The sequence below is a fragment of the Mesorhizobium sp. M0998 genome (assembly GCF_040318885.1).
Classification (GTDB): Bacteria; Pseudomonadota; Alphaproteobacteria; order Rhizobiales; family Rhizobiaceae; genus Mesorhizobium.
This window is the reverse complement of record NZ_JAMYND010000006.1, coordinates 1-13148: the sequence shown is the minus strand read 5'-3', so window position 1 is coordinate 13148 and position 13148 is coordinate 1. Positions and strand designations below refer to the sequence as shown.

Annotated in this window: 19 protein-coding genes; 12 read left to right on the top strand and 7 right to left on the bottom strand. The window is 62.7% G+C overall.

What is annotated here, in order from left to right; all coding sequences use genetic code 11:
* Positions 1-72 precede the first annotated feature (72 nt).
* Both NKH59_RS07550 and NKH59_RS07545 read left to right on the top strand, forming a co-directional pair.
* Positions 73-741: a glutathione S-transferase family protein gene (locus NKH59_RS07550; RefSeq protein ID WP_352472657.1), complete on the top strand. Its 669-nt coding sequence runs from the start codon at positions 73-75 to the stop codon at positions 739-741.
* A 77-nt stretch (positions 742-818) separates the two neighbouring features.
* Entirely contained in the window at positions 819-1574 is a 756-nt protein-coding gene (locus tag NKH59_RS07545; protein ID WP_352472658.1) for an SDR family NAD(P)-dependent oxidoreductase, read from the top strand.
* Between the two features lie 18 nt (positions 1575-1592).
* Here the strand turns inward: NKH59_RS07545 and NKH59_RS07540 are convergent, their stop codons facing one another.
* Complete coding sequence (locus tag NKH59_RS07540; protein ID WP_352472659.1) at positions 1593-2444, bottom strand: LysR family transcriptional regulator; 852 nt, start codon at positions 2442-2444, stop codon at positions 1593-1595.
* A 97-nt stretch (positions 2445-2541) separates the two neighbouring features.
* Between NKH59_RS07540 and NKH59_RS07535 the strand changes: the two genes are divergently transcribed.
* Together NKH59_RS07535 and NKH59_RS07530 are read left to right on the top strand one after the other, a co-directional pair.
* A complete protein-coding gene (locus NKH59_RS07535) occupies positions 2542-3003 on the top strand; it encodes a RidA family protein (protein WP_352472660.1) in 462 nt (153 codons plus the stop codon).
* A gap of 74 nt (positions 3004-3077) precedes the next feature.
* Positions 3078-3869, top strand: coding sequence for an SDR family oxidoreductase (locus tag NKH59_RS07530; RefSeq protein WP_353021438.1), 792 nt, complete (start codon positions 3078-3080; stop codon positions 3867-3869).
* Between the two features lie 309 nt (positions 3870-4178).
* Here the strand turns inward: NKH59_RS07530 and imm45 are convergent, their stop codons facing one another.
* Entirely contained in the window at positions 4179-4520 is a 342-nt protein-coding gene (gene imm45, locus NKH59_RS07525; protein ID WP_353021436.1) for an Imm45 family immunity protein, read from the bottom strand.
* Between the two features lie 689 nt (positions 4521-5209).
* Here imm45 and NKH59_RS07520 point away from each other — a divergent pair.
* The 5 genes from NKH59_RS07520 to NKH59_RS07500 all read left to right on the top strand — a co-directional run bounded on the left by NKH59_RS07520 (position 5210) and on the right by NKH59_RS07500 (position 6952).
* On the top strand, positions 5210-5419 hold the full coding sequence (locus NKH59_RS07520) for a cold-shock protein (RefSeq protein ID WP_010915421.1): 210 nt from the start codon (positions 5210-5212) through the stop codon (positions 5417-5419).
* Between the two features lie 343 nt (positions 5420-5762).
* Positions 5763-5990 carry a hypothetical protein gene (locus NKH59_RS07515; RefSeq protein WP_023677608.1) on the top strand — a complete coding sequence of 76 codons (228 nt, stop codon included), beginning with the start codon at positions 5763-5765 and terminating at the stop codon, positions 5988-5990.
* Entirely contained in the window at positions 5990-6397 is a 408-nt protein-coding gene (locus NKH59_RS07510; RefSeq protein WP_352472663.1) for a hypothetical protein, read from the top strand. Before NKH59_RS07515 ends, NKH59_RS07510 begins: the two co-directional genes overlap by 1 nt.
* 1 nt (position 6398) lies before the next feature.
* On the top strand, positions 6399-6563 hold the full coding sequence (locus tag NKH59_RS07505) for a hypothetical protein (protein ID WP_023722752.1): 165 nt from the start codon (positions 6399-6401) through the stop codon (positions 6561-6563).
* Between the two features lie 50 nt (positions 6564-6613).
* Positions 6614-6952 carry a YkgJ family cysteine cluster protein gene (locus NKH59_RS07500; protein ID WP_352472674.1) on the top strand — a complete coding sequence of 113 codons (339 nt, stop codon included), beginning with the start codon at positions 6614-6616 and terminating at the stop codon, positions 6950-6952.
* A 37-nt stretch (positions 6953-6989) separates the two neighbouring features.
* Here the strand turns inward: NKH59_RS07500 and NKH59_RS07495 are convergent, their stop codons facing one another.
* Positions 6990-7910 carry an AraC family transcriptional regulator gene (locus tag NKH59_RS07495; RefSeq protein ID WP_353021434.1) on the bottom strand — a complete coding sequence of 307 codons (921 nt, stop codon included), beginning with the start codon at positions 7908-7910 and terminating at the stop codon, positions 6990-6992.
* Between the two features lie 171 nt (positions 7911-8081).
* Between NKH59_RS07495 and NKH59_RS07490 the strand changes: the two genes are divergently transcribed.
* Positions 8082-8501, top strand: coding sequence for a nuclear transport factor 2 family protein (locus NKH59_RS07490; RefSeq protein ID WP_352472665.1), 420 nt, complete (start codon positions 8082-8084; stop codon positions 8499-8501).
* Positions 8502-8587: 86 nt separating this feature from the next.
* Positions 8588-9199, top strand: a complete 612-nt coding sequence (locus tag NKH59_RS07485; protein ID WP_352472666.1) for a LysE family translocator — start codon at positions 8588-8590, stop codon at positions 9197-9199.
* Positions 9200-9224: 25 nt separating this feature from the next.
* Here the strand turns inward: NKH59_RS07485 and NKH59_RS07480 are convergent, their stop codons facing one another.
* The 3 genes from NKH59_RS07480 to NKH59_RS07470 are packed head-to-tail and all read right to left on the bottom strand — an operon-like array spanning position 9225 to position 11147.
* The gene (locus NKH59_RS07480; protein ID WP_352472667.1) at positions 9225-9611 is read right to left on the bottom strand and encodes a nuclear transport factor 2 family protein; all 387 of its coding nucleotides are present in this window, start codon (positions 9609-9611) and stop codon (positions 9225-9227) included.
* Between the two features lie 16 nt (positions 9612-9627).
* Entirely contained in the window at positions 9628-10077 is a 450-nt protein-coding gene (locus NKH59_RS07475) for an OsmC family protein (RefSeq protein WP_352472675.1), read from the bottom strand.
* Positions 10078-10136: 59 nt separating this feature from the next.
* Positions 10137-11147 carry a zinc-dependent alcohol dehydrogenase family protein gene (locus NKH59_RS07470; protein ID WP_352472668.1) on the bottom strand — a complete coding sequence of 337 codons (1011 nt, stop codon included), beginning with the start codon at positions 11145-11147 and terminating at the stop codon, positions 10137-10139.
* 94 nt (positions 11148-11241) lie between these two features.
* Between NKH59_RS07470 and NKH59_RS07465 the strand changes: the two genes are divergently transcribed.
* Positions 11242-11841 (top strand): TetR/AcrR family transcriptional regulator, encoded by a 600-nt coding sequence (locus NKH59_RS07465; protein WP_352472669.1) that lies wholly within the window; start codon positions 11242-11244, stop codon positions 11839-11841.
* A gap of 93 nt (positions 11842-11934) precedes the next feature.
* On the opposite strand, the gene groL is transcribed toward NKH59_RS07465, so the two are convergent.
* On the bottom strand, positions 11935-13148 hold a 1214-nt coding region (gene groL / locus NKH59_RS07460; RefSeq protein WP_353021431.1), incomplete at its 5' end, for a chaperonin GroEL.

Sequence of the window (13148 nt, the reverse complement as noted above, 5' to 3'; positions counted from 1 at the left end):
GATAGCTTCCGGCCGCGAAGCCGACAGGATAGGGTGCACCAGAACGCCCGAACAGACAGGGCCGGAGGGACAATGGCTGAATTCACGCTCTTCATCGGCAACAAGTGTTTTTCGTCGTGGTCACTGCGGCCGTGGCTGGCGATGAAGCATCTGGAGATCCCGTTCGAGGAAGGTCTTGTGCGCCTGCGCACGCCCGAGACCGCGGCCAATCTGGCCAGGATATCGCCGACCGGCCAGGTGCCGGTGCTGAACCATCGGCTGCCGAATGGCGAGGTCCGGATCGTCTGGGAAACCCTTGCCATCCTTGAATATCTTGCTGAGCTGTTTCCCGAGAAAAAGCTCTGGCCGGCCGACATCGGCGCCCGCGCGCTGGCCCGCTCGGCGGCGACAGAGATGCATTCCGGCTTTCGCGAGGTCCGCTATGGCTGGCCGATGAATTTGCGCCGGCCGAAAGGCTACAAGCCGCTCGACGCCGAAGGTGAGACGCAACGGGCGCGCATCGAAGGGCTATGGCGCGAATGCCGCGAAAAACACGGCAAAGGCGGCCCGTTCCTGTTTGGCCGTTTCACCGCGGCCGATGCCATGTACGCGCCGGTCGTCACCCGCTTCGACACCTACGGTGGCACGCTGGCAACCGACACCCGCGCCTATGTCGACGCCGTGCTTTCGATGCCGGCGATGCGGCACTGGTATGCCGAGGCGGCGAAAGAGCCTTGGCCGGAGCCCGGCCCAGACGAGTAGAACCAAGCAAAGCCGGTCTTCCACTTCGCGGCCCGCGGCCTATCTGAAGATCGGGCAGGGGCCTTGGAGATTTCACAATGACAGCTGTTTCTTCCGCACTGGCCGGCAAGGTCGCGCTTGTCACCGGCGCCTCCTCGGGCATCGGCGAGGCAACGGCTGTGGCGCTGGCCGCCGCCGGGGCCAAGGTTGCGATTGCCGCACGCCGCGCCGATCGTCTCGAAGCGCTGGCCGCGCGTATCGAAAAGGCCGGCGGCACGGCGCTCCGCATCGAGGCCGACGTCACCAGCAATGACGATGTCACCGCCATGGTCGACAAGGTTGTCGCCGAATGGAGCCGTCTCGACATCCTCGTCAACAATGCCGGAGTGATGCTTCTGTCGCCGGCCGCCGAGGCGATGCTCGACGACTGGCGCCGCATGGTCGAGCTCAACCTGCTGGCGCTGATGGGCGTCACCAAAGCGGCGCTGCCGCATCTGAGGGCCGCCAAGGGTCACATCGTCAATGTCTCGTCGGTCGCCGGCCGTGTCGCCAATCCGGGCGCCAGCGGCTACGCGGCAACCAAGTTCGGTGTCGTCGGCTTTTCCGAATCGCTGCGCCGCGAAGTCTACGCCGACAAGGTTCGTGTCACCGTCATCGAGCCCGGCCTGGTGCGCACAGAGCTCGGCGACCACATCACCAATCCGGCGTTCAAGGCTGATCTGGATAAGCGGCTTGCCGCCATGGAGGCGCTGACCGCCGAGGACATCGCCGCGGCCATTTTCTACGCCGTGAGCCAGCCGGCACATGTCAACGTCAACGAGATCGTCATCCGCCCGACCGACCAGGAACGGTGAACGGCGTCAGATATTTCGCTACGCTTCGAATCCCGCTCGCAGGAAATCGCCACACTCCTCGACCAGCCGCGACGGGTCCCTCGCGAGATAGACGCCGAAATCCGCCATCGGCGCCGGCGGCAGGTTGAAGCGTCCGTTGAGGCTTTGGCAGTCGGGCGGTAGTCCTTCCTGCAGCAGAAGCCCGATGCCGAGCCCAGCCCTCAGCGCCGAGATCAGTGTCGCGAAGGTCGACACGCGGCAGCCGATCTTCCAGCCGATCCCGGCCTCGGCGAGCGAAGCCAGCATCCTGTCCTGCCAGGAGCAGGCGCCTTCGAAGATGATCAGCGGAAGCTCGACCTCGTCATCGATCTCGATCATGCGGCTTGCCGCCCAGACCAGCTGTCGTGACAGATGGCCTCGCGGCGCCATTGTGAAGCGTGCCGGATCGGCCATGACGATGTCGCATCTTCCTTCGCCCAGCGACTTGCTGAGATGGCTGCTGCTGGCCGATGTCAGCTCGATCTCGACGGAAGGATGCCGGCGGCGGAAGTCGGCAATGATCAACGGCAGCCGTGTCACCGCCAAATCCTCGACGATGCCCAGCCGGACACGGCCGACCAGCCTGCGGCCTTCTATCTCGCGCCTGGCATCGTCGCCGATCGCGATGGCCTTGCGGGCGAAGGCGAGCAGGATCTCGCCGGCCTCGGTCAGCGTCACGCCGCGCGGCGAACGGCGCAGCAGCTCGGCGCCGACTGCACCCTCGAGGCGCTGAAGCTGCATGCTCACCGCCGCCTGGGTGCGGGCAAGCCGATCGGCCGCTCGGCTCACCGTTCCCGTATCGGCCACGGTGACGAAGGCGCGCAGCAGTCTGACGTCGATATCTCCAGTCATAAGAATTCCTGATAGCTGTGTCAGCACTATCAGGCTATCCGAAAGCCCGATCTGAATTCAAGGTCTGCTCGCACGAACGAAAACAGGAGCAGCCACCTTGTCCTACAGAAGAAGATTTGAGGAGTTCGGTGTCGCTTGGCCCTCGCTCGAGCGGCCCGCTTTGCCGTTCTCGCCGACGGTTCGGGTCGCAGACATCGTCTATGTCTCCGGTCAGATTCCCGAGATCGGGCAGGAGATCGCCGCGATCGGCCAGGTCGGCAGGGAGATCGATCTGTCTGCCGCGCGGAACGCCGCCCGGCTCTGCGCGGCCAACATCGTCTATTGGCTCGACAAGGAACTGGACGGCAATCTCGACCGTGTCGTGAAATTCGCCAAGCTGACCGTCTATATGAATGCGGCGGCCGGCTTTTCGGCCTATTCGGAGGTCGGCAACGGAGCATCCGAATTTCTGCTCCATGTTTTCGGCGAGCGTGGCGAGCACGCCCGCTGCTCGCTCGGCATGGCCGGCTTGCCGGCCAATGTTCCGGTCGAAGCCGACGCTATCGTGCATGTTCGCTGATGCACGCCCAAAGCATGGCCTCGGGCCTGATCCCGAGGCTGCGCAGTGAAACAAAAACCAGGAGGAGACTTGGCTTGATTAGCGCAAATCTTGAGGGGCGGAAGGCGCTTGTCCTCGGCGGAGGCAAGGGCCTCGGTTTCGGCGTTGCCGAAGCGCTCGTGGCGAAAGGCGCCGAGATCATCCTGGTCGGACGAGAGGAGGCGACCCTGGATGCGGCGCGACGCGCAATCGAGGCCGCCGGCCACGTCTGCTCGACCTTCAGCGCCGACCTCTCCGACAACGACAGCATCTCCCGGCTGATCCTTGCCGTCGAGGACGAGCATCAGCGGATCGACATCGTCCTGCTCAACGGCGGCGGCCCGCCGCCCTTCGCGGCCAGCGTCTTCGATGCGAGTGTCTGGGAGAAGCAGTTCACCAGCATGGTGCTGAGCCAGATGCGCATCGCCATTTCTTTCCTGCCAGGCATGCGGGCGCGGCGCTGGGGGCGCATCATCGCCGTTTCCTCCACGTCCGTCCGCGAGCCGATCCCCGGGCTTACCGCTTCGAACGCGCTGCGTGCGTCGCTCGCCGGCTGGGCCAAGACGCTGGCCGGCGAAGTGGCGGCGGACGGCGTCACGGTCAACCTGTTGCTGCCGGGCCGTTTTGCGACGGACCGGACGAAACAGTTCGACGCCATGGACGCCGCCGACAGGGGTGTCGACGCTGCTGTGATCGCCGCCGAGAGTCAGGCCGAAATCCCGGCAAAGCGCTACGGCACGCCCGCCGAATTCGGCGCCGTTGCCGCATTCCTGGCCAGCGCCGCCGCCGCCTATGTCACCGGCGTGGCGTTGCCGGTGGATGGCGGGCTCAGCCGGGCCATGCTGTGAGGAGCAGGGCAGCGGCGCGAATGGTCGCATCACAGGAACGCCCCTCGTGCCTTTTATCTGCGCGGGGGGCGTCCTGTTTGTCGTCCGCCTTTTCTCAAGATCGCTCTTTCGAGAACGGCTTTCGACACCGAAGAAAATGCTCCGGCGCCAAAATGGTTCCCGGCTAAGTGGCTTCGGCTCGCCCGGCTTTCGCTCTCCAATATGCCTGCACGGGCAGTCGCGGCGCCCTCGGCGAGTGTGACAAATCGGTAGTGTCTCAGTTTGAATTTTCAGAATTGGGCGGAAGGCTGCCCGACATGTCAAAGGGCATCACTCGTCTGGCAGCCGCTCCGGCCGCACTGGCGCCTCCTTGGATACCCAAACTTGGCTTGGAATAGAATGACCGATCCATTCGCGCCAATGCGAGGCAAGCCACTTGGGCGATATTGCCACTGCCCCTTCTGCCTTCGCTTCTTTTGGCACGTAAACGAGCACGTGACCTGCGCCATAGCCGCTGCACCGTACAAGACCCAGACCTGATGCCTCAGACGTTTCAAACAGCATGTACTCTCGGATTTCCTCTACTGGAGTTCGAGCGCGGAAGCGGAACACCGCGCCACGGTAGAGGAGATCGTTTTCCCCCAGTGAACTAAGGGTGGTCCAAGTCAGCATCCTGCCCCTAGACTTCGCCGGTGTTCTTCTTGTATGGGCCCGCGCGACCCGGCTTCGGCGCAACGGCGTCCATCTTCTCGCAAAGATCGGCCATTGACCAGAGCGCCTCGGACTGCCGCCATGGCTAGCGACGTCTTATGCGTCTTATAAATGTGAATGAAGTTGATGCGGACTGCATTGCCGATCACGTCGGCCGGGCGCTTCTGGCCTTTAGGTCCGGTCGGCATTGTTCAAGTCCGCCAACTCGGCTTCTGCCTCAGCTAGCTCCGCTTTATATTCGGCGATCTTCTCAGGCGTTGGTTCCCATATTTCCCGGTCACCCATTGTCAGAGCGCGGATCGTAGCAGTTGCCGCAGTTACCCGCGCTTCCGCCGCCTGTCGCAGGAGCGAATTCACAAGGTCGTTCGTTTCGTCTGGTTGCTCACTCATACGGCGAGCGTATAGGACAGAGCGTCGCAACGCGACAAGAGAGGCGTCAAATTTCAAACTGCGACACCACCGACAAATCAAAAAAATTGACACAACGCGCAAAGAAGTCTATAAGAATTTTGTCGATATTTGTTTGACCGACTTTTGTTATCCGCGTGCCTAGGCGCGCCTTTGGCGAACTTCCCCCATCAAAGTCGAGACAAACGTTGTTGTGCATCCGCATGACGGCGAACGAATATTTGCCATGGAAAGGGTTCGTTATGAGCACAGGCACAGTTAAATGGTTCAACGCCACCAAGGGTTTTGGTTTTATTCAGCCTGACGACGGTTCTGCCGACGTTTTCGTCCACATCTCAGCCGTCGAGCGCGCCGGAATGCGCGACATCGTCGAGGGCCAGAAGCTTGGCTACGAGATGGTCCGCGACAACAAGTCGGGCAAGATGTCCGCCGACCAGTTGAAGGCGGCCTAAAACGGAATTCAGCCTCACCGGTGACCACGGATGTACTGGCACCGGTGAATGGCAAATTCCAGCGCACGATCGCGGGGATGTTAAGTCCCGCTCATGCGCATGAGAAGAACGTTTCTTTGCGCGTCTCTCGGGATGCGCAGGCGCTCTTATGGAAGGTCAGGCGGTGCCTGGCCTTTTTCATTTTTGCGCTTCGACCGCCGAAAGAGCGCTGCTCGACGGCCCGGACGTGCTAAGGACGTTCCAGCAATTTGAAACCGGCTGCCGTATTGCTTTGTGCGGGATCCTGGCCGAAAGACCAGTCTCGCCACTTTTCGGCGGCGTGCTCCGACCCGGGAGAAAGACCTTGACCGCAACTTCAAAAAAACCCCGCGACCAGGCCGAATCCATTTTCAGCAAGACGCGGACCCAGTCGATGTCGCTCGACCGCATCAATTCCGAACGGGATGCCGTCAGCCAGGCCCGCGAAGCCAAGACCGCGCGGCTGCGCGAATTGCGCCTGGAGAAGGAAGCCGACGACATGGCGGCGGCGGTTGCGCTCGCAGCCTCGCCAAAACGCGCAGGCAAACGCTGATGGCCACCAAACGCGTGCCTCAAAAGGCGATCGCCGCCGATTCGACCATCGCCGATGTCGTGGGTGAACTAGACAAGCCGGTCGAATATGTCCGGCGCGTGCTCGAAAAGCTTGAGCGCTGCCGGCGTGTCCACGGCGATGCTCAGGTGCGGCTCGGCGTGCGCGGCCGCGCCGAATGCCCCAATTATCTGATCGAATATGTCCGGGAAAACGCCAAGACGCACGAGCGCGTGACCTATCCGGATGCTGCCTACAGCGGCAGCACGCATCGCGAACTGGCGCCCCGGCACATCGAGGAAGCCAGGAACTGGTCGCCCGAAGAAATGAACATCACGGCCGTTTCGGCGCTCATCGGCCGCCTTCGCAATCCGAATGCGCCATCATCGCGTTTCTCTGACGAGGATTGATATGGCAATCAAGTTTTCCGCCAAGGGCCAGCCGGCAGCGCCTGCTGCCGCCGTGAAGCCGGCCAAGCCGGCCGCCGCGCCAAAAACCGGCGAAGCCGCCGAAGCGGGCACCGATCTGTTCAGGTCGCCGGCGGAAGCACCGCCGCGCAAGCCCAAGAAGAAATAGCGCCCTTGCAGCAAAATGCCGACCGGAAATCTGCGCCAAGGCTGCTTGCCCTGGCGGTCGCAGAGGAGTTTTCGTCGCCACAAGAGGGCGCCGGTCCGATTGCCTTCGATTGCCAGACCTGTGGCGCTTGCTGCGCCTACTCGTCCAGATGGCCGCGCTTCTCCACCGAGGATGACGCGCAGCTCGACCTTATCCCGCAAAAATACGTGGCTGCCGACGAAGCCGGTATGCGCTGCGACGGCGCGCGCTGTTCGGCACTGTGCGGCGAGGTCGGCAAGTCAACGGCCTGCGGCATCTACGACATCCGCCCCGACGTCTGCCGCGCCTGCATGCCGGGCGATGACGACTGCCTGATGGCGCGTCGGGCTCACGGTCTGCCGACGCTGTAATGACGGCCCTCGGGCTGGCGTCTCAGTTTGAATTTCGTCAATCAGATGCGCGAAAGTCGCTGCGGTAGAGGCCGGGCGATCGTCCGGTCAATCGTTTGAATGCCTGCGAGAACGACGGCACCGATTCATATCCGACGGCGCGCCCGATCTCGCCAATGTTCTGGTTCGTTTCCCGCAGAGCCCTGGCGGCAAGGTTCATCCGCCACCGGGTCACATAGGACAGCGGCGGCTGTCCTACCAGTTGAGCGAAGCGACGCGCGAAGGTGGCCCGGGACTGTGCCGCGCCGCTGGCAAGGGAAGCGATGGTCCAGGGATTGCCCGGCCGCTCGTGGATCAGGCGCAAAGCCTGTGCAATGCCTTTGTCGCGCAAGGCGCCAAACCATCCCCCTGTTCCGAGAGGCTGATGTTCGATCCAGGCACGCAACAAGAAGATCAACGTGCTGTCGAGAAGGCGTGGGGCGACAATGTCGTGGCCGCCGAGATCGCCTTTCGCTTCGACCTGCAGAAGTTCCAGGGCAAGCCGCAGCGGCTCGCTGGTGCCAATCTGATTTCGGGTCAAATGGATCAGCGGAGGAAGCAGCGAAACCATCGGGTATGGCCCGACGCCGTCGATTGAATATCTCGCACAAAGAAGAGTTGTCGCGCCGCTCTCGCTTTTCGGTTCCGCTCCGCTCCGATTCGCGGAAAGGACGGCGGATATCGATGCCGTCGGTGCATCCGCCGGATTGCAAAGGGCATGCCCGATACCGCTCGCGACAAGGATGACATCTCCCTCGCCTAAGCGGATCGGCTCCCTTTCACCGGCTAGCCGCAACCAGCATTCGCCGTCCTGTATGACGTGGATGGCGGCATTCCTTGTCGGATCGACTGAAATGCCCCAGGGCCGATGCAGGGTCGCGCTGCCGATCATGGCGCTGCCAAATCTCAGCGAAGCAAGAACTTCGGACAAGGCGTCCATGAGAACCATCCTCCGACAATGAACCAGATGACGATATTAGACGATTGGATAAGAATCTAGGCGAATAGCGTATCGACCATCTCACAAGCGTGGCTGATCATGTTGGCAATATCGGCCTGCGGACGCCCCTGTCCACACCGGGCAGAAGCAGGCACCTCACGGAGCAAAAACATGCGTGACGAACCATCAAATCCAGTTCCAGCCAAGATCCATAATTCGCTCGAGACCAACAAAACGATCGTCCTGGACTTCATCGACAAAGCAGTAAACCAGGGCAACATCGAAGCTGCTTCGACGCATTTTGGCGAACGCTACATCCAACACAATCCGAACATTGCGGATGGTGCGGACGGCTTCAAAGCCTATCTGCAGCAGCTCAAACAGTCATTTCCCCTCGTAAGGGGAGAGGTGAAGCGGATTTTTGCCGAAGGGGATTTCGTCATCGTGCACATGCACGCAAAACGCGAACCGGAGGAGGAGGGCCTGGCCATTGTCGACATTTTCAGGCTGAAGGACAGCAAGCTGGTCGAACACTGGGAAGTTCGGCAGCCTATTGCCGATAGCAAGCTGCACGCCAACAGCATGATCTGAATGCGCATAGGCTCTCAGGTTGGCTTGTGCCCGCACGTTTCGGTGATTACGCTGCCGGCGGCAGGGCCAGCACCGGGAGACCATCCGTGAGCATCGAATTTCTGTTGACGTCGCTGATTGTCGTGGCTTCGCCCGGCACCGGCGTTCTCTATACGCTGAGCGCCGGGCTTTCGCGTGGTGCGCGCGCCAGCATCATTGCCGCTTTCGGCTGCACGCTCGGCATCATTCCGCACATGGCGGCCGCCATCACCGGCCTCGCGGCTCTGCTGCATACCAGTGCCGTCGCCTTCGAGACGCTGAAATATCTCGGCGTCGCCTATCTTCTCTACATGGCCTGGAACACGCTGAAGGAGAAGGGCGGCCTGAGCGTCGACGAAAATGTGGCGCCGCGCTCGGCCGGCAAGGTGATCACTTCGGGCATCCTCATCAACATCCTCAATCCGAAGCTGTCGATCTTCTTCTTTGCCTTCCTGCCGCAATTCGTCAGCACCACCGAACCGCATGCGCTGTCGCAGATGCTGGAGCTCAGCAGCGTCTTCATGCTGCTCACCTTCGTGGTCTTTGTCGGCTACGGCGTTTTCGCGGCGTCAATCCGCAGCCATGTCGTGTCGCGGCCAAAGGTGCTGACCTGGATGCGCCGTACCTTCGCCGGAGCCTTTGTCATGCTCGGCGCCAAACTGGCGCTGGCGGACCGGTAGACAGGAAGGTCGCGGGCATTCAAATCTATCCCTTCACATAGCCCATGGCCTCGACAATCTGCCCGTCCGCCACGCGCATCAGGTTGACGCCGCGCAGCGAATTGCCGTCGCCCATCCAGTAGCGCCAGCGGATCGTCGCCCGATCGCCGGCGACGAAAGTTTCTTCAATGTCGAAGCGCGTGCCGGGTCCGGTTGCGATCGCCGACCACAGTTCGACGCAGGCGCCCTTGCCGATGCGGCGGGCGCCGTCCGGGGCCGGCGTGGTGTTTTCGATCACGCAATCTTCCGCCACCAGATCGTCGAGCGCCGACGGGTCGTGGCGCTGGAAGACGTCGTTGTAGCGCCGCATGATCTCGGCCGTTTCGGCGGAGCGTTTGGCGGCGGCGATGTCGATGACGAGTTCCTGTGTCATTGGATATTCCTTCCCTTCAGTGATCGGTAGCGGTTTCGATGAGGCGGGCCTTGAGCGTGATCACTGCGACGCCGGCCAGCGCCCGCGACACGAGGCAGCTCTCCTTGGCCGTCTGCGCCAGCCGCTCGAACTCCCCCGCCGCCAGCCCGGCGACGCTTGCCTCGGTTTCCAGCTCGATACGGGTCATCAGCGTCGGTCCAGCCGCGGTGGCGCCGAGATGCGCTTTCGCGATCGTGTGGATGCGTGCGGGAGTGTAACCTTCGCGGCCGAGGACGGCGCTCAGCGCCATCGAGAAGCAGCCGGCATGCGCCGCCGCAATCAATTCCTCGGGGTTGGTGCCGGGACCGTTCTCGAAACGCGACGGGAACGAGTAGGCGCCTTCGAAGACGCCGCTGCCGAGCTTCAGCCGGCCCGAACCTTCCTTCAACGATCCCTGCCATTGGGCCTCTGCTTCACGAATGGTCATAATGGTCATTGTGCCTCTCCTTTGATTTGAGGGGTCGATCAGATTTTGGGGCGGACCAGTCAGGCGCTGTCGACGACCACTTTCCCGAAGACGTCGCCTTGCTGGAAATAGCGATAGGCGTCGTTGGCCTTGTCGAAGGCGAACACCTTGTCGATGACAGGCTTAAGCCGATGCACCGAGATGGCGCGCAGCATGGCTTCGAGGTTGGTGCGATTGCCGACGAACAGGCGGCTGATGGTGGCGAGGCTGCGCTGGTAGACCGGGCCGGGGATCTGCACCGTCCCGCCTTTCGCATCCTGTATGGTGAGAAGCACGATGCGCCCGTAAAGCGCGCAGGCGATCATCGACTGCGCGAAGGTCGGCGGGCCGCCGGTCTCGACGACGAGGTCGATGCCGCCGGTCTGCTCTCGTACCGCAGCACCCCATTCCGGCATGTCGGCGGTCGAGACGACGAGGTCGGCGCCCAGCGCCTGCAGCCGGTCCAGCTTCTCGTTGCGCGAGCTGACTGCCACGACACGGCAGCCGAGCAGCTTGGCGAATTGCAGCGCAAATAGCGCGACGCCACCTGAACCGATGACAAGAACCCATTGGCCGGGCTTCGGCATTTCGGCCGCCGTCACGGCATTCCAGGCGGTCAGGCCGGCGCAGGTTAGTGTCGCCGCTTGATGCCAGTCGAGATGATCGGGAAGCCGCACCGCCCATTGCTCGTCGAGCACGGCGTATTCGGCCAGCATCCCGTCCAGCGTGCAGCCAAGCTGGTCGATCAGACCGGCATTGATGCGGCCATCGATCCAGCGCGCAAAATAACTGCCGGTGACGCGGTCGCCGACGGCAAAGCGGGTGACGGCCTCGCCGACGGCAACGACTTCGCCGGCGCCGTCGCTCAGCGGGATAACGCCTTGGCGCGGCGCCAGCGGGTAGGTGCCGTTGAGGATCATCGTATCGCGGCGGTTGAGCGCGGTGGCGCGGACACGCACGACGATCTCGTGCGGCTTCGGCGTCGGCTGCGCCTCGTCGCGCATCACCAGGCACTTGGTCCCGCAGGTTCCTTCAAGACGATAGCTGCGCATTTGCCTCTCATATGTAGACTGATCTACATATTATGTAGACCGATTGTCATATTCGAGGCAAGGTCTATAATGCTCACTCCTGACAGAGGTTGACATGGCGAACGACACCCGTACCCGCATACTCGAGACCACGGGGCGCCTGCTTCGGCAGCGCGGCTATCACGGCACTTCGCTCAACGACATATTGAGCGCCTCAGGCGCGCCGAGAGGCTCGCTCTATTTTCATTTTCCGGGCGGCAAGGACCAGCTGGTCATCGAGGTGACGCGCGACAGCGTCGAGGACGTCTCGAAAAGGCTGGGCGAGGCCCTTGCAGCCGAAAAGGACCCGGCGGTGGCCGTCCACCACATCTACCAGTCGGTCGCGCGCATGCTGGAAGACAATCGGTTCACGCTCGGTTGCCCGATCGCGCCCGTGGTGTTGGACTCGCCGATCGACATGCCGGAACTGGCCGAGTTGTGCCGCTCCGCCTTCGAGCAATGGATAGGCTTGCTCAGGGCGGCCTTCGTCGGGGCAGGGGTGCCCGAGCGCCGCGCGCATGCGCTGGCACTGCTGGTCGAATCATCGCTGGAAGGGCTGATGGTGATCGCACGCGCCACCCACGACCGCGCCCCGGTGCTGGCGGTAGCCGATGAGGTCGCGGCGCTGATTGAGGGCGCTTTGCCGGCCAAGAGTGCCACTGCCGCGGTGCATTGATATCGCCGCTTGAGCCGGGGCAGCCCGCTATGAAGCAAACAAAAAGGGCGGCATCGCTGCCGCCCTTTCCGAAAGCTTGCGAGATTGGCTGGATTAGAAATCCATGCCACCCATGCCGCCCATGCCGCCGCCGCCCATGCCGCCAGGCATGCCGCCGCCAGCCGACTCCTTCTTCGGAGCCTCCGCGATCATGGCTTCGGTGGTGACCAGCAGGCCGGCGACCGAGGCCGCGTCCTGCAGGGCTGTGCGCACAACCTTGACCGGATCGACGATACCCATGGCGATCATGTCGCCATATTCGCCGGTCTGGGCGTTGTAACCGAAGGTCGCGCCCTTGTTCTCAAGGATCTTGCCGGCAACGATCGATGCTTCCGCACCGGCGTTGGCCGCGATCTGACGGGCCGGAGCCTGCAGCGCGCGACGCACGATGCTGATGCCCGCGGTCTGGTCGGAGTTGGCGCCGGTTGCCTTGATGCTCAGCGAAGCGCGCAGCAGTGCGACGCCGCCGCCGGGAACGATGCCTTCTTCGACGGCCGCGCGGGTCGCGTTGAGGGCGTCATCGACGCGGTCCTTCTTTTCCTTGACTTCCACTTCGGTCGCACCGCCGACGCGGATGACGGCAACGCCGCCCGCCAGCTTGGCGAGACGTTCCTGCAGCTTCTCCTTGTCGTAGTCCGAGGTGGTCTCCTCGATCTGCTGCTTGATCTGGGCGACGCGGCCCTGGATCTCGGCCTTCTTGCCGGCGCCGTCGACGATGGTGGTGTTCTCCTTGGAGATCGACACCTTCTTGGCGCGGCCGAGCATGTTGAGGCCGACATTCTCGAGCTTGATGCCGAGGTCTTCGGAAATGACCTGGCCACCGGTGAGGATGGCGATGTCTTCCAGCATGGCCTTGCGGCGATCACCGAAGCCCGGCGCCTTGACGGCAGCGATCTTCAGGCCGCCACGCAGCTTGTTGACGACCAGCGTGGCCAGGGCCTCGCCTTCGACGTCCTCGGAGATGATGACCAGCGGCTTCGAAGTCTGCACGACAGCCTCGAGGATCGGCAGCATGGCTTGCAGGTTGGAGAGCTTCTTCTCGTGGAGCAGGATGTAGGCGTCTTCCAGATCCGCAACCATCTTTTCGGCGTTGGTGACGAAGTAGGGCGAGAGATAGCCGCGGTCGAACTGCATGCCTTCGACGACTTCGAGCTCGGTCTCGGCGGTCTTGGCTTCCTCGACCGTGATGACGCCCTCATTGCCGACCTTCTGCATCGCTTCCGCGATCATCGAGCCGACCGAAACGTCGCCATTGCCGGCGATGGTGC